The sequence below is a fragment of the Peribacillus sp. B-H-3 genome (assembly GCF_048572925.1).
Taxonomy (GTDB): domain Bacteria; phylum Bacillota; class Bacilli; order Bacillales; family DSM-1321; genus Peribacillus.
Genome location: NZ_CP183879.1, coordinates 1803426 through 1820375, shown reverse-complemented (window position 1 = coordinate 1820375; position 16950 = coordinate 1803426). Strand labels below are relative to the sequence as shown.

19 protein-coding genes are annotated in these 16950 nt (G+C 41.8%); 3 read left to right on the top strand and 16 right to left on the bottom strand.

Annotated features, from left to right (window positions below; translation table 11 throughout):
* Positions 1-2: 2 nt before the first annotated feature.
* Complete coding sequence (locus ACN6MY_RS09000; protein ID WP_419883645.1) at positions 3-1772, top strand: B12-binding domain-containing radical SAM protein; 1770 nt, start codon at positions 3-5, stop codon at positions 1770-1772.
* Between the two features lie 45 nt (positions 1773-1817).
* Here the strand turns inward: ACN6MY_RS09000 and ACN6MY_RS08995 are convergent, their stop codons facing one another.
* The 6 genes from ACN6MY_RS08995 to ACN6MY_RS08970 form a co-directional block, all read right to left on the bottom strand.
* Positions 1818-1964, bottom strand: coding sequence for a hypothetical protein (locus ACN6MY_RS08995; protein WP_419883644.1), 147 nt, complete (start codon positions 1962-1964; stop codon positions 1818-1820).
* On the bottom strand, positions 1965-2123 hold the full coding sequence (locus ACN6MY_RS08990; protein WP_090987846.1) for a hypothetical protein: 159 nt from the start codon (positions 2121-2123) through the stop codon (positions 1965-1967).
* Positions 2120-2272, bottom strand: coding sequence for a hypothetical protein (locus tag ACN6MY_RS08985; RefSeq protein WP_419883643.1), 153 nt, complete (start codon positions 2270-2272; stop codon positions 2120-2122). Before ACN6MY_RS08985 ends, ACN6MY_RS08990 begins: the two co-directional genes overlap by 4 nt.
* Positions 2273-2460: 188 nt before the next feature.
* On the bottom strand, positions 2461-3675 hold the full coding sequence (locus ACN6MY_RS08980; RefSeq protein ID WP_419883642.1) for an iron-containing alcohol dehydrogenase: 1215 nt from the start codon (positions 3673-3675) through the stop codon (positions 2461-2463).
* A 1-nt stretch (position 3676) separates the two neighbouring features.
* Entirely contained in the window at positions 3677-5209 is a 1533-nt protein-coding gene (locus ACN6MY_RS08975; RefSeq protein ID WP_419883641.1) for an aldehyde dehydrogenase family protein, read from the bottom strand.
* Positions 5210-5231: 22 nt separating this feature from the next.
* The gene (locus ACN6MY_RS08970) at positions 5232-6125 is read right to left on the bottom strand and encodes a R2-like ligand-binding oxidase (protein WP_419883640.1); all 894 of its coding nucleotides are present in this window, start codon (positions 6123-6125) and stop codon (positions 5232-5234) included.
* A gap of 121 nt (positions 6126-6246) precedes the next feature.
* Here ACN6MY_RS08970 and ACN6MY_RS08965 point away from each other — a divergent pair, with 121 nt between their 5' ends.
* Positions 6247-6933: a response regulator transcription factor gene (locus ACN6MY_RS08965; RefSeq protein ID WP_419883639.1), complete on the top strand. Its 687-nt coding sequence runs from the start codon at positions 6247-6249 to the stop codon at positions 6931-6933.
* 98 nt (positions 6934-7031) lie between these two features.
* Here the strand turns inward: ACN6MY_RS08965 and ACN6MY_RS08960 are convergent, their stop codons facing one another.
* The 6 genes from ACN6MY_RS08960 to ACN6MY_RS08935 all read right to left on the bottom strand — a co-directional run bounded on the left by ACN6MY_RS08960 (position 7032) and on the right by ACN6MY_RS08935 (position 12809).
* Entirely contained in the window at positions 7032-8009 is a 978-nt protein-coding gene (locus tag ACN6MY_RS08960) for a quinone oxidoreductase family protein (protein ID WP_419883638.1), read from the bottom strand.
* Positions 8010-8026: 17 nt separating this feature from the next.
* On the bottom strand, positions 8027-8806 hold the full coding sequence (locus ACN6MY_RS08955) for an enoyl-CoA hydratase/isomerase family protein (RefSeq protein WP_419883637.1): 780 nt from the start codon (positions 8804-8806) through the stop codon (positions 8027-8029).
* A 15-nt stretch (positions 8807-8821) separates the two neighbouring features.
* A complete protein-coding gene (locus ACN6MY_RS08950) occupies positions 8822-9598 on the bottom strand; it encodes an SDR family NAD(P)-dependent oxidoreductase (protein ID WP_419884121.1) in 777 nt (258 codons plus the stop codon).
* Between the two features lie 34 nt (positions 9599-9632).
* Entirely contained in the window at positions 9633-10040 is a 408-nt protein-coding gene (locus ACN6MY_RS08945; protein WP_419883636.1) for an acyl-CoA thioesterase, read from the bottom strand.
* A 170-nt stretch (positions 10041-10210) separates the two neighbouring features.
* On the bottom strand, positions 10211-11092 hold the full coding sequence (locus tag ACN6MY_RS08940; protein WP_419883635.1) for a 3-hydroxyacyl-CoA dehydrogenase family protein: 882 nt from the start codon (positions 11090-11092) through the stop codon (positions 10211-10213).
* 97 nt (positions 11093-11189) lie between these two features.
* On the bottom strand, positions 11190-12809 hold the full coding sequence (locus ACN6MY_RS08935; RefSeq protein ID WP_419883634.1) for a long-chain-fatty-acid--CoA ligase: 1620 nt from the start codon (positions 12807-12809) through the stop codon (positions 11190-11192).
* Positions 12810-13287: 478 nt separating this feature from the next.
* On the opposite strand from ACN6MY_RS08935, the gene ACN6MY_RS08930 reads away from it, so the two are divergent.
* Positions 13288-13479, top strand: a complete 192-nt coding sequence (locus ACN6MY_RS08930; RefSeq protein WP_090987831.1) for an alpha/beta-type small acid-soluble spore protein — start codon at positions 13288-13290, stop codon at positions 13477-13479.
* Positions 13480-13556: 77 nt separating this feature from the next.
* Here ACN6MY_RS08930 and ACN6MY_RS08925 read toward each other — a convergent pair whose 3' ends face one another.
* The 4 genes from ACN6MY_RS08925 to ACN6MY_RS08910 form a co-directional block, all read right to left on the bottom strand.
* On the bottom strand, positions 13557-14687 hold the full coding sequence (locus tag ACN6MY_RS08925; RefSeq protein ID WP_419883633.1) for an anti-sigma factor domain-containing protein: 1131 nt from the start codon (positions 14685-14687) through the stop codon (positions 13557-13559).
* Positions 14684-15424: an RNA polymerase sigma factor SigI gene (gene sigI / locus ACN6MY_RS08920; RefSeq protein ID WP_419883632.1), complete on the bottom strand. Its 741-nt coding sequence runs from the start codon at positions 15422-15424 to the stop codon at positions 14684-14686. Before sigI ends, ACN6MY_RS08925 begins: the two co-directional genes overlap by 4 nt.
* A 4-nt stretch (positions 15425-15428) precedes the next feature.
* Positions 15429-15560 (bottom strand): hypothetical protein, encoded by a 132-nt coding sequence (locus ACN6MY_RS08915; RefSeq protein WP_419883631.1) that lies wholly within the window; start codon positions 15558-15560, stop codon positions 15429-15431.
* A gap of 151 nt (positions 15561-15711) precedes the next feature.
* Positions 15712-16476: a TerC family protein gene (locus tag ACN6MY_RS08910; RefSeq protein ID WP_419883630.1), complete on the bottom strand. Its 765-nt coding sequence runs from the start codon at positions 16474-16476 to the stop codon at positions 15712-15714.
* Positions 16477-16950: the final 474 nt, after the last annotated feature.

The following is a 16950-nucleotide window of genomic DNA, read 5'->3' as shown; positions in this document are numbered from 1 at the left end:
ATATGAATATAATCCTTAGTACCCTAAATGCAAAATATATCCACACAAGCCTGTCAATCCGTTATCTGAAAGCATATGCAGAACCCGACTTTGTCGTTAAGCTTGCTGAATATACCATAAAAGACCCAATCATGAATATTGTAGGCGATCTTTATTCAAAAAAACCTGATGTAGTCGGATTCAGCTGCTACATTTGGAATATCGAGGAAACGATCGAGGTCATTCAGACCCTAAAGAAAATTAATCCGGCAATAACCATTATTTTGGGCGGTCCGGAGGTTACTTACGATGTTTCACATTGGCTTGACCGGATACCTGAAGCTGACTTTATCGTTATTGGCGAAGGCGAATCAACGTTTAAAGAACTTCTGGCTGAACTTAAAGGAGAACGAAAGCAATTCGGCAAAATTGGCGGAATTGCATATCGGGAGAATGATAAAAAGATTATCCATCCTCAAATTTCAAAACTGGATTTAAAGGAATTGCCATCACCCTACCGATTTGCAGAAGATCAGCAGCATCTTTCAAAAAGGGTGACTTATATCGAAACAAGCAGGGGCTGCCCTTTCAACTGTCAATTTTGTTTATCATCCATAGAAGTTGGAGTAAGATATTTCGACCGTGAAAAAATCAAGAATGATATTCGCTATCTTATGGAAAATGGCGCCAAAACGATTAAGTTTGTCGACAGAACCTTTAACATCAGCAGAAGCTATGCCATGGAAATGTTCCAATTTTTAATAGATGAACATCTTCCCGGCACGGTCTTTCAATTTGAAATAACTGCGGATATCATGAGACCTGAGGTTATTCAATTTCTGAATGACCATGCACCAGCTGGATTATTCCGCTTTGAAATTGGGGTACAATCCACCAATGACCCTACCAATGAATTGGTAAAACGCAAACAAAACTTCGAAAAGCTGACCAGAACTGTTACGATGGTAAAGGAAGGCCAAAAAATCGATCAGCATCTTGATTTGATTGCAGGGCTTCCAGAAGAGGATTATTCAACATTCCGAAAAACATTTAATGATGTATTTGAATTAAGGCCGGAAGAACTTCAGCTGGGATTCCTCAAGATGCTCAGGGGCACCGGTCTCAAGCTGAGGGCCAGCGATCATCAGTATATATATAGTGATTATTCACCCTACGAAATACTTGGCAATAATGTTCTTTCATTCGATGATATTGTCAGGATTAAACAAGTTGAGGATGTTTTGGAAAAATACTGGAATGATCATCGGATGAACCAGACAATCGAATTCCTTGTGACACGCGTTTTCGATTCTGCTTTTGACTTCTTCCAGGAGTTTGGAACATACTGGGACCAGCAGGGCTGGTCAAGGATCGGGCATCAGTTGGAGGATTTATTCCGCAGGCTTCACCAGTTCCTTCAGGACAAAAAGATCGCTGAACTGGATATTGCTGTCGGATTTATGAAATACGATTATTTCAACACTCAAAAATACAAGCCAAGAAAACCCTGGTGGGAACAATCCTTTGAAAAGGCCGAGAGAACGGCGATTTACGAAACAATTCTGCAGAATGGGGCAATTCTTGGTGAAGGCTACCAGAATCTTCAATTGAATGAAAAGGATTTATATAAACATACCATGCTTGAGGAAATACCATTTGATCTGAATGAATACCTGAAAAAAGGAAGTATTGTACGGGCGCGGGGTATCATGCTATCCTACTTTGATCCTTCAGGGATAGGGTCTTCCATTTTTTCATATACAGAAGAAAAAACACTGCAGGCAAATAAGTAAGCTGCTTCATTCAGAAAATGGCCAGATACCCTCTGGCCATTTTCTTTATTTACTTTTCTTTTTGGTGCTGCCGGACAGAAGGACGTCAAAAATTTTTGCGGCATTCATATCTCCATTAAATTCTTCACCAAATTCTTCACGTACATTATTTGCCTGTTCTTTTTCTTGTGACTTCTTTTTTTCAGACCCCATTTATATCCTTCCTTTTCTCCCTTGCTTTGAATTTCGATTTGCACCCTTCATTGGATTTTCATCAGCTGCAAATTCATTAGAAAACTCATCTGTACCCTGGTTTTTCTTAGGTGTTTTACTTGCCTTTACGGCACCGTCAACATTTGCCTTTCTTTTCATGGCTCGCATATCCCCTTTGCAGAATATAATGATTGAACCCCCGCAGTCATCTCCGTTAATTCTGATTGCAGCAGGAGTCCTTCTATTAGTGTTTGATATTTCATGTATTCTATCCTGCCATACGGTCCCAAAGAAAATACACCAAGCAAAAAGGCGGAGCCTCCTTACATGATGTATTTTTGTGATTGCAGCAAACTGCCTAAGCAGTCCTTTGGCTCTTTTCTTCAAGACTGTAGTTATTAATGAGTTCTGTTAGGCGATCCCACTGTTAAATCGGGCATCCTGGAGCGGAAATCAACTGCATGTTACATTGCAGCAAAGTTTATGAAAACAGCTATTATTTTACGCTCACAGGAACCACAGCTTCCCCTACTGCCTGAATAAGTTCATCAGGCATTGGAAAAAACACCGATGCCGGATCCATGCTTACGGCTTTGATTGTATCTCTGACATTTTCATAGCTGATATGATAATCAGAGAAATCTCTTGGCAGCCCTGATTTAAACTGCAACAGGCGAATCTTTTCAATGACCTTTTCTAAAGCCGCCTCATGATCAAGATGGCGGATGCCGATTCCTAATGCTTCCCCAAGTTCCATTACTTTCGGCAGATATAAATGTGGAATCCTTTCCATCACAACAGGCAGGAAAACACCATTAGCAAGTCCATGAGGAATACGGAACATGGCACCATATGCATGCGCAAAGTTGTGGACCGGGATGGCTTGCAGCGCAAAGCTGAAAGCCGTTATTCCCATGTTGCTTGCCTGCAGCATGGCCATTCTCGCATCGAGGTTTTCTCCATCATTAACGGCAAGCAGCAGGTTCTTTTCAATAAGGCGGATGGCATGGAGAGCCTGTGCATCGGTAAAATGGGTGGCATATGGCGATGCTAGGGCCTCAATGGCGTGTGTAAGTGCATCAAATCCTGTAAAAGCTGTTATGAACGGCGGAAGCTTCACTGTTAGATCCGGATCTAAAATAGCCATGTCAGCATTGATGAAAGGGTTGATAATATTGGTTTTCATTTTAATTTCTTCATTATAAATTACAGCTATGGGAGAGACTTCAGAGCCTGTTCCTGCAGTAGTTGGTATCGCAATATGCGGGATGGACATGAAATTCGCCTGAGGGAATGATTCGAATAAAAGGCCGCCCGGGATAGCTTCTTTGATATCGGAAAGGCCTTTATGCAGCGAATATTTCACTCCCTTGACGGTATCAAGAACACTTCCTCCGCCTACTGCTAATAAAGCATCTGCCCCTTTCTCCCTGGCAAAACGCGCTGCGGCATTCACACATTGGCTTTCTGCGTCCTGTGAGATATCTAAATAGATGCCTGCAAGTTCAGGACCTGTCCCATACTGTGACAAATCGAATATTTCCGAAACTTTATCCACAATGCCTGCTTTTTCTAATCCTCTGTCACTGAATAAAACTACTTTTTTTGCTCCAAGGCCCTGAAACAGGCCAGGTACAAGTGCACGGGTATTGGAGCCGCTGTAAATGGCTGTCCGCAGCATGAAAGAAGAATACGTATTGTTTAACATCATCTCACCCCTCGTCAGTTTCTGAAAATAATAAACCATACCAGCTTTTATGCTCAATCTCAGGCACCATCGAAGTATGGACATGCTTTAACTGTGTATATGCGTCTAAAGAATGCTTTCCCATTTCCCTGCCAATGCCGCTTTGCTTGTATCCGCCAAAAGGAGCATCATTGCGGAGCATATGCCAATCGTTGATCCAGACAACACCTGCCTGCAGTTCTCTTGCAGCTTTGTAAGCCTTATTAACATCCTTTGTCCATACACCGGCTGCCAATCCATAAATAGTATCATTGGCCATCTTTATTGCCTCGTCCACTGAAGAGTAGCGGATGACTGTAAGAACTGGCCCGAATATTTCTTCCTGCGCAATTTTCATATCGTTGGTAACATCCGTAAAGATGGTCGGTTCAATGAAGTGTCCGCCTTCGCAGCCCGGCACAGACCATTCCTTTCCGCCGCAGACAAGCCTCGCTCCCTCCCTTTTTCCCTCTTCGATATACGCCAATATGGATTCTTTTTGTTTTTTTGAAATGACCGGCCCCATATCCGTGCGGCTGTCTAGAGGATTACCTGGTTTAAGCTTCGAAGCAAGCTGGACAAGCTTCTCAACAATAATGTCATGAAGATGGTCCGGAACAAATAGGCGGGTTCCTGATTCGCATAATTGGCCAGAGTGCAAAAATACCCCAAATAAACTTCCAGGAATTGCAATGTCCAGTTCTGCATCTTCGAGAATGATATTGGGTGATTTTCCTCCAAGCTCGAGAGTCGTATGTTTTATCGTCCCTGCAGCGAGCGCCATGATTTTCCTGCCGACTTCTGTAGAGCCGGTAAATGCAATTTTGTCCACCTTAGGATGGCTCACAAGGGCTTCGCCTACTTCTGATCCCGAGCCTGTTACAACATTAAGTACTCCATCAGGCAATTCTGCTGATAAAATTTCTGCCAGTTTAAGCGTTGAAAGGGGGGTATAACTGGCAGGTTTTATCACCACTGTATTTCCCATTGCAAGAGCAGGTGCTATTTTCCAGCATGCGATGAGCATGGGCATGTTCCATGGAGTAATGGCCGCACAAACACCAATCGGCTCCCTCCATATAAAATTATGGGCCGGTCCTGGAAAAGGCGGGCTTGGCAATGTTTCAGAAAAAGGATATTGCAGAACAAAATTAGCCAGAGTCTGAAATAAATCCGCCATTTGCAAAATATCATTAGATCCGATTCGGCGGATTGTGCCTCCCGAACTTATAGATTCCAGATAGGCCAGTTCCTCTGCATTGGCTATGATTTGCCTGGCCAGGCTATGAAGGACATTGGAGCGCTCTTTGGGCTTCATCATTTTCCAATCGGAATGGTCAAAAGCCTCTCTTGCTGCAGTAACCGCTTTGTCAACATCCTCTTTTGTTCCCTTTGCGACCCTTGCTGCAACTTCTCCATTCGCAGGATTAAAAACATCAAAGAATTCTTGATTTCCTGATTGCTCCCATTTTCCATTGATGAATAAGGGAAAAGTCATTACATCTGCGTTAACTGCCACTATTCATTCCTCCTCATCTTCCTTAAAATACGCCTAACTCATTTTCCTGCACCCTGAAGATTTCTTCGGCTTTTTTCCCTCTTGCCCTTGAGAGGATCTCCATTCGGACAGAGAGCTGCTTCATGGTGAAATTCATTGTGTCTTCCGTCGAGTTGCCGAATGTACTCACGTTTTGGCTGAATCCTTCCTGATTAAGCTTTATTGCTAATGGAGTTAATTCCTCCATCTTGCCGGCAATACACTCATACAGATGCGGATGCTCACTGATCAGGCGCTGAAGCAGAAAGGTTCCGTAGCCGATATGCCTTGATTCATCTTTTTGCAAATAAGAAATCCCTTTTAGCAGTCCCGGCATGATTCCGGCTTTTTCCAAAGATTGATAAAAAGAAAAATATCCCGTTTCTGCCAGAACACCTTCTACAAACATGTTATAAACAGTTGAAGCTTCGGCAATGGCTTCTGGAGATGAATCCGTAATCAGCCGTTCCATAGCCTGCGGCAGTATTTCTCCAAAGATTTTGTGATAGGTTTCTGAATGGAACAGCGATAAATCATCGTATTCTCCCAGAGTATTAAGAACCAGCCTGAAAAACTCAGTATGCTTCGCTTCTTCATATAAAAAAGTCGTTAAGTACATTTCCTCTTCCAGTCGCCCTTCTTTAGCAATGACAAACATAAGCGGAAGCAGATCAAGTGTTACTGCTTCTTCTCCCGCTTGAAATTGCGAGATCAGCCTCAATATCTCATTTTTCTGTTCCTTGTTTAAGGTTCGCCAATCCTCTTTATCCTGTGAAAAGTCTATGTCAGAAGGATTCCAGATGCCAAACCTCTTTGCTTTTTGATAAAGGCGGTATGGAAATGAATCCTCCTGCAATCCTCTGTTGCTAGTGGTGATCATCCTTCTTTTTTCATTCATTCTGCTTCCTCCTTCCATTCAAACCATTAAACACGCTAATTATTGTAAGGGCTTACATATTATTGTACGATGAATGTGACCAACCTTAAATATCTGAAAATATAGGGGTGAAAAAAGTCGAATGCTGGATAATAAAGTAAGTAATTATTTGAAAGAAGTTTCGTCCATTCATGATTTAAAAAAACGAACAGAACTGATTGTACGGGGTGCCTTGCTTTTTTTTCCATTCGAACGAGCTTCAATCTTTACTTTCTCTCTATTAAATTATATCGGCGAAGGAATTTTTCAGGTGGAAAATAACCAAGTAAACAATATGGATTGGATTAAAGAGGACATACGCTCAATTCCGTCCGTTTATCTTGCTGTTATGAACAATGAGCCTCTCTTTATTGACACCCGGAAAAACAGAAGTTCTTTTCCTGAAAAGTATATCCGGCAATTTGATTTAACCTCCCTGGCTATTGTCCCGATCAGCAGAATTAACATTGTGGTAGGATGTGTATTCATGGACAGATATACAGGAGATGCCCCTATTTTAAACATGTATATTAAGCAGCTGTACATGTATTTTCAGCATGCAGCCGAAAACATCAAAGCCTCTGCTCATACCACTTTGCTACTCAGCAGAAGGGAAACAGAAGTCCTTCAGCATCTTGCCGATGGTTATTCACTAAAAGAGATGGCTTCCTTCATGAAAATCAGCGAGTTCACGGTTAGGGATTACTTTTCATCAGTGAACAGAAAATTAGGGGTGAAACACAGGTCTCAAGCCGTCGCTGAGGGATTCAGAAAGGGAATTTTAAAGTGAGGAGCTGCAAAGATGAATTTGGGGATTTCACGTTTTGAGGGACGAATTTAAATAAAGCGAAAGCCTGCAGATCCAATGTGAAACCTGCAGGCTTTCGTTTATTTTATGCTTAATATCAGCTTGCCTTTTGTCAGGCGTGATTGCAGGTCTTTATGTACCTTTGCAGCCTGATCGAGAGGATACACTCCGCCAATAGATAATTTCAGCCTGCCATCATTCACATAGGCAAACAATTCATTAATGCTTGATTGAAGAAGCTCAGGCTTTTTCATAATTTGCGGCAGAAAAAACCCCATTACGGATTGATTTCTTCGCATCAGTATTTGAGGATTCATTTTATATTGCTCTCCGCTGGCATTTCCGTAAACAATAATCCTGCCGAATGGTGCCAGGCATCTTAGTGTCTTTTTGAATACGCTGCCTCCAGCCATTTCCAGGGCCACATCGACGCCTTTCTCTGCTGCCTCTAAAACCCTCTCTTCCCATCCTTCCTCCGTATAGTCAATAAGCACATCCGCTCCCATATCCTCTGCAAGCTTTAATTTTTCAGGCGAACTTGCGGTTGCGATAACCTTGCCCGCCCCGAATATTTTTGCCAGCTGGACGGCAAGGAGACCGACACCTCCTGCAGCTGCATGTATAAGGACTGTTTCTCCCTTCTGCACACGTCCCATTGTTTTAAGGATATGGTAAGCACTTAACCCCTGAAGCGGTATCGAGGCCGCAGTCTGATAATCCATATCATCCGGGATTGGAATGACAGAGGCTGCATGAACCCGGACATATTCCGAATAGCCGCCTGAATCCACAAGGCACACTACCCTGGTTCCAGGCTTCAAATCACTGCTTACACTGGCTCCCGCTTCCGATATGATGCCTGCCGTTTCCGCTCCTGGTATAAAAGGAAGCGGAGTTGGCACGACGTACTGGCCTTCTCTTCTTGCGGTATCCGCATAATTCACTCCAGACGCATGTATTTCAATGAGGACTTCATCTGGAGCAGGCACGGGTTTTTCCATATCAATCAGCTCTAGCACATCCGGTCCGCCATACTTACTAATTTGAATAGCTTTCATAAAACACCTCTTTGTCCTTATTTGCCCTTAAACACAGGTTTTCTTTTTTCCTTAAAAGCACAAATGCCCTCTAAATGATCTTCTGTAGCAATCATTAAAGTCTGGGTCAGCCTTTCTTGCTCTAACATTTCTTCTAGACTTGACGTATATGACTGATGTATCAGCTGTTTCATCTTTGCGTAGGCTATTCCAGGACCTTGCGCCAATTTCACAGCGAGATTTGCTGCTGCTTCCTTCAATTGTCCTGCAGGCACAACTGAGTGCAGTATTCCAAGTTCATAAAGCCGATGGGCTGCCATAGGCTCACCGCTGAAGAAGAGCTGCTTAGCAAGGTAAGGCCCTGTAAGGCGGGGCAGAAAATATGATCCTCCTCCGTCAGAAACAAGCCCTACCTGTGAAAAGCTCATAGCAAATTTACTGCCTTCTTCGGCTACAATCAAATCGCAGGCAAGTGCCAGGTTGAATCCCGCTCCAGCAGCATATCCATGAACTGCTGCAATAATGGGGACCTTTGAATTCTGTATGGCAGCAATGCACTGATTAAGCTTGCCAATATGCTCATATGTCTCCAGTGCTGTGGCCTGCCCCATCGTTTTCACATCTCCGCCTGCAGAAAAAGACCTGCCTGCTCCTGATACAATCATAACTTTCACTTCCGTACTTTCCTGTGCATCACTAATTGCCTGTGACAAACCAGATATCATATCAGGGCTGAATGAATTCAGGCTCTCCGGACGATTCAGTGTGACATGCATCAGGCCATCCTTAATATTCACTACGATATCTTCATTTTCCACCAATTTCCCCTCCTCTTACATGATCAGCCAGCCGCCGTCCACCAAAATATCGCTGCCCGTCATATAGGATGCTTCATTGGAAGCGGCAAAAGCTATGACATTGGCAATTTCCTCAGGTTTGGCAACCCGCTTTAAAGCTGTATTCCTCTTAATTGATTTCTGAAAATGCTCATTCAAAAGGCCCTCTTCAGTAAGAGGAGTTTCAACGAATCCCGGTGAAATTGAATTGACGCGGATGCCAGCAGGAGCAAGTTCAAATGCGAGCGATTTCGTTAAATTCATAACACCTGCTTTAGCTGCGCTGTAGTGCGGGATATTAGCCCCAGCCTGGTGGGCGGATAACGAAGCCACATTCACTATAGCCCTGTTTTTCCAGGGTGTGCCGCTTTTTTCTGCAGACTCGTACATTAATCTGCCAAGATGCTTAGATACCAGAAAAACACTTTTTAAATTCACATTTTGAACCATGTCCCACTCTCTCTCTGTGGTCTCAAGAATGCTTGTCTGCTTGGATCCTCCCGCATTATTGATTAAAATCTGCAAATCCCCAAATTCTTCTTTAATATAATTCGTTAAGGAAAGAATATCTTTTTCATCTGTCACATCAGCACAGAAAATCTCAGCTTTCCTTTCTTTTCCATCGTTTATTTCATGTGCTGTTTCCTCGAGCGTCTGCCTCGTCCTGCCTGTCAGAATCACCCTGGCACCTTCACTCGCAAGCCTTAATGCAGCAGCTTTGCCAATACCAGTACCTGCTCCTGTAACCAATGCAATTGATTGCTGAAATCTCATCATAATCATCCTTAGCAGCTTAGTATTTTTTTGTTTATAAAGAAGGAGCCTGTATATATAGAGACAGGTTTTCCCTCAGCACTTCCGGAAGCTTTTCGCTTTTTTGCTCATCAAAATTAAAATACACCATAACCGCTTTTCCCTTCGCGATCAGCTGCTTTGTTTGAGAACAAAGAATGTCATGTGAAATCTCAAAACTTTTATTCCCTATTTCCGTTACATACGTGGTAATGGTCAGCAGCTGGTTAAAGTAGCCCTGGTTAATAAAATCACAATGGGCAGATGCTAATATGAAATTCCAATTGTTCGCATCCATTTTGTAGCCTAAGCTTTCAAAAAACTTGATTCTTGCTTCTTCAAGATATATAAAATAGCTTGTGTTATTTACATGACCGAGTGCATCTGTTTCACAAAATCTTACATTCACCTCTATATCCCGCATACTTCCTCCCCCTTGGCACTTTTCCTGCTTATTTACATTAAGCGAGGACGGCGTATCGCCGATATCCCTATATAGCACACAATCTCCGCTTAACACCTTTTGAGTTTTAATCCGCTTAAACTGTCAGCAAGCTCCACACTGATTTGAAAACCATGTTATTTCAGCCGATTTTATTTTGCTGCCGATTCTTTTGCACCGTACTCGTACCATCCCTTACCGGTTTTTCTTCCCAAATGCCCCTGTGCCATCTTTTCCTCCAAGCATGCAAATGGTTTGTCTTCTGGCCGCCCCGTTTCTGCATATCTTTGCTGCATAACAAAATAGCCCACATCTATTCCTGAAAGGTCCATTAATTCAAAAGGCCCAATCGGGTGGTTCAGAGCCGTCCTGCAAATAAGGTCAATGTCCTTGAAATCGGCAATTCCTTCTTCATATAAATAAACGGCTTCCCTTTGAAGTGCGCCAAGTATGCGGTTTGCAACGAACCCGGATATTTCTTTTTGAAGAAGAACGCCAGTCTTATTCATTTTTTTAGTCACTTCCATGGCGGCATCAGCTGTTTCTTTAGATGTTTTTTCACTCATGACCACTTCCACGCAATCCATGATAAGCGGAGGAAAAAAGAAATGCATATTCACTGCTTTATCCGGCCTGCCTGTTGCTTCAGCCAGCAGACTATTAACAATAGTAGAGCTGTTTGTAGCGAGTATGGCATCTGGAGGGGCCAGTTTGTCCAGCTCGGCAAAAACGGCCTTTTTAACATCCAGCTTTTCAACTACTGCTTCAATCACCATGTCCGCCTTTTCTGCAGCCTTTTCCATGCTTGTTGAGTATTGCAGGCGATGAAACGCTGCCATTTTTTCATCTTCCTTTATCTTCCCTTTTGCCGCCCATTTATCTAAAATGCTGTGCAGCTTTTCATCAGCACTTTTCAAGGCTTTTTCTTCTACATCCTGAAGAATCGTCTCGTATCCCGCAAGTGCCGACAGCATGGCAATCTGATGGCCCATCTGCCCTGCCCCGATCACAGAAATTCTTTCGATTTTTTTCATCGTTTCTCCTCCTTCTGCATACATCCAGTGTTTCTAAAATGACATTGTCAATCAGGATGGCAGCACCATCAGCAGGCAAGATAATCAACTACAAAAATCACCTGCTTATTTGTGACTGTGCTTCCTCCCTTAATGCCCTTCTCAGAATTTTTCCAACATTCGTTTTTGGCAGCTCTTTTCTGAATTCAATAAAATGCGGAACTTTATAAGCAGCCAGATTTTCGCGGCAAAAATGACTGATTTCATCTTCTGAAACCGTTTTTCCATCTTTAAGTACGATGATTGCTTTTACGCTTTCCCCTCTATATTTATCTGGAATTCCTATAACCACAGCTTCCTTGACAGAGGGATGTTCATAAATGACTTCCTCTACGTCTCTTGGATAAATGTTATAGCCGCTCGCTATGATCAGATCTTTCTTACGATCGACAATATATAAGTAACCCTCTTCATCCATCTTCGCTATATCACCTGTATACAGCCATCCATCCTTAAGGGCAGCGGCTGTTTCCTGTGGCATATTCCAATATCCCTTCATAATTTGAGGGCCTTTTACAATCAATTCTCCCAGCTCTCCAGCCTCCACTTCATCTGTGCCAGCTGCCAAATCGACAATTTTATATTGTGTGGACGGAACTCCTATGCCTACGCTCCCTGGTTTTCGCTTGGCAAACATCGGATTGCAATGTGTTACAGGAGATGCTTCAGACAATCCATACCCTTCCAAAATTTTAGAGCCGGTTTTCTTTTCGTATTCTCTCAGAAGCTCCAAAGGCATCGGTGCGCTTCCGCTATTGCAGACCCTGATTGAATTTATCCCGAATTCCTCAGCATTCGGGTGGCTGTTAATAGCCACATACATCGTCGGCACTCCCGGGAAAATGGTCGGCTGTTCCTGCTTGATTGTATGTAATACTTCTTCGAGCTGAAAGCGCGGAAGCATGATTGAGTCACCTGCTGTGTATACAGCAAAGTTCATGGCAGAGCTCATGCCAAACACATGAAATAATGGGATGACTGTCAAAAATCTTTCTTTGCCCAATTCTATTTCCTGCTTGAAAAATTCATAGGACTGGATAACATTGGCCAGTATATTTCTATGAGTGAGCATTGCTCCCTTAGAGAGCCCTGTAGTTCCGCCCGTGTATTGCAGAACGGCAATGTCATGTTCTGTATCAATTTCGGGCACAGCAGGCTGTCCGTTCCCCATTTTTAAAAAAGCCTCAAAGGTGATGTCTTCCTCAGCCAATTTGGCAGGAGCACCAAGTGATACAGCGACGGCCTTCTTAATTGCCGTACGCGGCTGCACTTCTTTTACCCTTTGATAAAAATCATCTAGCACGACAATCATCTCGGCTCCAGAGTCATTAAGAATATACTCAAGTTCACGGGTTACAGACATGGGATTCACCTGTGTAATGATGCCGCCTGCCGAAAGAATTCCATAATAGGCTATGACATACTGAGGGCAGTTCGGCAGCATGATTGCAACCCTGTCTCCTTTTTTGATTCCCTGTGTCTGCAGAGCCTCTGCAAAGGAGAGCGCTGCATGATTTAATTCCTGGTAGTTAATTTTGCTGCCGTAAAAAGTAATTGCATGGTTATGGGGAAATTGCTGTGCTGTTTCTTGAAGGATTTGGGGCAGAGTTTTGTCAGGTATTTCAATTTCTTTGCTGATTGATTCAGGATATACGGACAGCCACACTTTTTCTTTCATCAAGTTCCCTCCAATATCTTCATTCAATGAAATTCAAGGTAAAAAAGTGTTCCGGGCAAAAATGCCAGTGTTATTAAACGTTTTTTTATTAAGACATCAGCGCAATTATGAATGCGTTTACAAATAAAAACTCCTCCTCCCATACCCAAGCCGCAACGGCAAAACAGGCAAAATTGCAACTAACCAACCGGTCAGTATTAAGTTAAGTATACGTCTTTCTCTATATATTTCAACTATTTAACCGAAAATTCAAAAAACATTATTTATTTTGAGGGTAATGATAATGGAAGATTTTACATTACTTTTTAAAAGTAAATTTCCTGCTGTTAATTGAGCACATCTTATCGGCATTTGCAATTATAACCTATGCTTCCATTACAAAATGCCTGCCGCTATAGATAAAAAGAAAAATCCCGCCCATACTAAATTTACAGCCGTAGGATGGCTGTTAAAGAAATTATAAAGGGGGATCATTCTAATGGCGAATAGCAGAAATAAACTGCTGGTTCCAGGGATCGAGCAGGCTTTAGATCAAATCAAGTATGAAATTGCCCAGGAATTCGGCGTAACATTAGGATCAGACACCGTATCACGCTCCAATGGATCTGTGGGCGGAGAAATCACCAAACGTCTGGTGCAGCAAGCACAGGCTCAGCTTAATAGAGATTAATGCATAAAAATTGAATACATGATGGAATTTCCCATGATATATAAGCAAGCATTTGCTTTAGCTATTACAGGGTCCGGCTATGCCGGGTCCTTGCCTTTATTTCTTTTATTGATTTGCATTTTCCCCTTATTATTAGAGTGGTTCCAGTGATGATGCCCCCTGGATTTTTTCCATTTTTCTTTATTGTTGTGACGAGTGTGATATGAATGGGTAGGTTCGTGCTTATAATGCTGTCTTGGCTTGAATGTATGTTGATGATTTCTTTTTTTATCACCTGCTGTTATTGGTCTCGTTCGCTTTAAAAACGCAGTATGCTTTTTGGATCGTGGTTCAGCATGATTTATTTTCCGGTGTTTAATACCCGATTTTTGTGAAATAGTTGTGCTTGTTCTCTTTTTTAATATTTGTGGATACACAGCCTGTTTAGAGGTCTTCGTCTTTATTTTCTTTAATGGTTTTTGAACTTGTTTTGGAACTGTGTGATGTATGCTTTTTGTTCCGTTTGTATTCCGACTTTTAATTGGTTCACCCTGTTTCCTTTTGCTTTTTGCTTTTTCCTTTTCACTCTCTATTAACCTGCCTGTTGAAATGCCCTGTTTTTTTGCTTGCTTTCTGTCTTTCTCTGTAGCCGCGATTACCTTCATTTTAGTATCAGGTACTTCAGTATCCTTAGATACCTCATCCAATTCTTTATCTAAACGTTTATCAAGCTCTTTATTTCTATTAAGAATGGTAGTAGAAACAACAATCTGTTTATTATCCGAAAAATATCCAAGTCGGTTGGTGGTCCTGATAATCTGGCTGGTTATTATTTTTACATCAGCGTCTTTCCAGTCAGGAAGTTTACTGATAACCTTTTTCCCATCAGGATTTAGTCCATTTAAATTTATGACATGCAAATGATCATCCAGTGCAAGCTCAATGCTTGGATTCACATCGAAAGTCATGTAGGCTGAAACCCTGCTCCCAGCATTTCCGGGAAAAAAGATACATGTAATTAAAAGAATGGCTATAATGGCAAAAGATGAGGTTTTGAAAAATGAAAAGGAAAAGGGGAAATGCTTGTTATCGCGTTTAACTGGCGTAAAAATCATTTCCTCTCCAACTTCATATGCACGCTTTTCGCGCAATGTACGCAAAAATTCGCCATCAGGGGTCAATACTGTGATGAAACGTTGATCTATTGATAAAATTATTCCCTTTTTCATTTATCAATTGCCCCTTTCAAGTAATCTCCAAGATATAAAAAATCTTCATTCAATATAATCAGCATAGCAATAATAAAGATTCGATTCCTCTCAATTGTTTTTCTGCTGACCTTAACCACTTTTTCCAGTTGCTTGATTGGAAGGCGTTTACTCTTATAGACCGCATCAACTAACCCCGGATCCTCCATTAGTGTGTGAGCTATGCCAATCGCTCCCTTCCTGGCATCAGAATGTTTAGGTGAATTTTTGACAAGATCAGAAAAAGAAATATTAAAGGCCCTTAACCGCTCCTGAAACAGAGAGATTTCTTCTTTTCGTTTTTTTGAATCATTTTGTTTATCAAACTCCTGCATTGATTTTTCTGATTCTATGAAGGACTGGCTATATTCATCATCATCTGCCGTTACATCTATAAGCAGCTCATTATTTTTTGATTGGCTCCTGAGATAATCAATGACTCTTCTTTTCACAAGTGTATCTGCAAATGACAGCAGGGAACTGCCTTTTTCAGGAGTAAATTTATCTATGGCTTCATTAAAAGCAATCATGCCTATGCTAAACTCATCATCTGACTCGCTTATGTATCGTTTACAAACGGCTGAAACTGCTTTGGCAATGAATGGCTTAAAGGATTGAATAACTTCGTTTCGAAGGAGGATATCTCCTTCTTGTATTTTTTTTACGGTAATCTCTAATGAGCGTTCTTTTTTAAATGCCGCAAATAACATGCCAAGCATCTTCTCACCCCGTTCCTGTTTTCGCCTGCAAGACGCCAACATATCCATTCTTAGGGTCATGAAGCGTGAATAAAAGTACCAAAAGAACCATTTTCGCTATTTTGTTTGTTGTTTCATAGACCTTTTTTACCATCATCTGAAAATTCACTTCAGAAACCGGCTAATTCTTTTTGGGAAGCCGGGGGGCTAAGCCTTGTAAAGCAAATGGTTTTTACCCATCAGAAGGCATTTTTTTGCAGAGCAACAAAAAAACCCGGATTAAGAATGGCTCTTATCCGGGTTTCCCTTTATGCTTCTTGAGTACCGCTGTCTTTTTCCTTGGAAAATATATATCCCCCGGCAGCAATTCCGATTAAAACAATCCAGAAAACCAGTTTCCAGCCTAATGATTCCGGGAAATGCTTATCAAGTATTCCTATTGACGGATGTGCAAGTGTAAAAACCGCCAGTTTCATACCGACCCAGCCAACAATATAGAAGGCTGCTGTTTCAAGAGATGGCCTTTTTTTAAGTAATTTCACAAAAGAATTGGCAGCAAATCGGATTATGATAAGACCAGCCATCCCTCCGAGGAACATAATGGTGAATTGCCCCCCGTCAATTCCGCCCACTTTCATCCAGCCGAGTTCCGGAAGGGTTATGGCAAGTGCCACTGCTGCGAGCATTGAATCCACAGCAAAAGCTATATCAGCAATTTCAACCTTCAATACAGTAAGCCAAAATCCCGATTTTTTCTTTTCTTTGGATATTTTCTTCTGATTTTCAGCGGGATTCCTGCTGAATATATGCTTGCCGGCGATAAAAAACAGGTAGGCAGCCCCAATCGCCTGAACCTGCCAAACATCTGCCAGGTAAGAAATTAGAAACAAACTTAGGAACCGGAAAATAAATGCTCCAAGCAAACCATAAAAAAGTGCCTTTTTCTGCTGATCAGAAGGAAGGTGTTTGACCATCACAGCCATAACCACAGCATTATCAGCTGCCAAAATCCCTTCAAGGCCGACAAGTATCAAAAGTACCCATCCGTATTCCATTAGTAATGTAGCATCCATAACCCAGCCTCCGATATAAGAATTTTTCCTTTTCCCTATCAGTATTGGCACTTCGGTCCGGATAAAATAAAAAGACCTCTGCCATCATAGGCAAAGGTCTTGCTGAACATGAAATCATGTCAACAAAGCCGATGGATATTGCATCCACGAATTGACGACTTTGTTTTAGGGCGAACCCTAACGCTACTCCCCTTTGAAAGGAAATCAGTATTAATTTATTTATATTATATATAAAATCAGGAATAATGGCAATCATTTTTTTACTCAAATTCCGTTTTCAGTTTCCCAAAAATTGTCTCCCGGGGAAATTCACGTATCCAAACAGAAGGGCACACCCAAATTCCGGAAATAAATCAGGTATTCTGGTTTAACATTCAATAAATAGTCATTTATTATTGATTTACTTCTTGAAAAAAGATTAGAATTCTATTATCATTATACGCTTTTTCAGTTACTATAGAAGAAAGCGTTCCA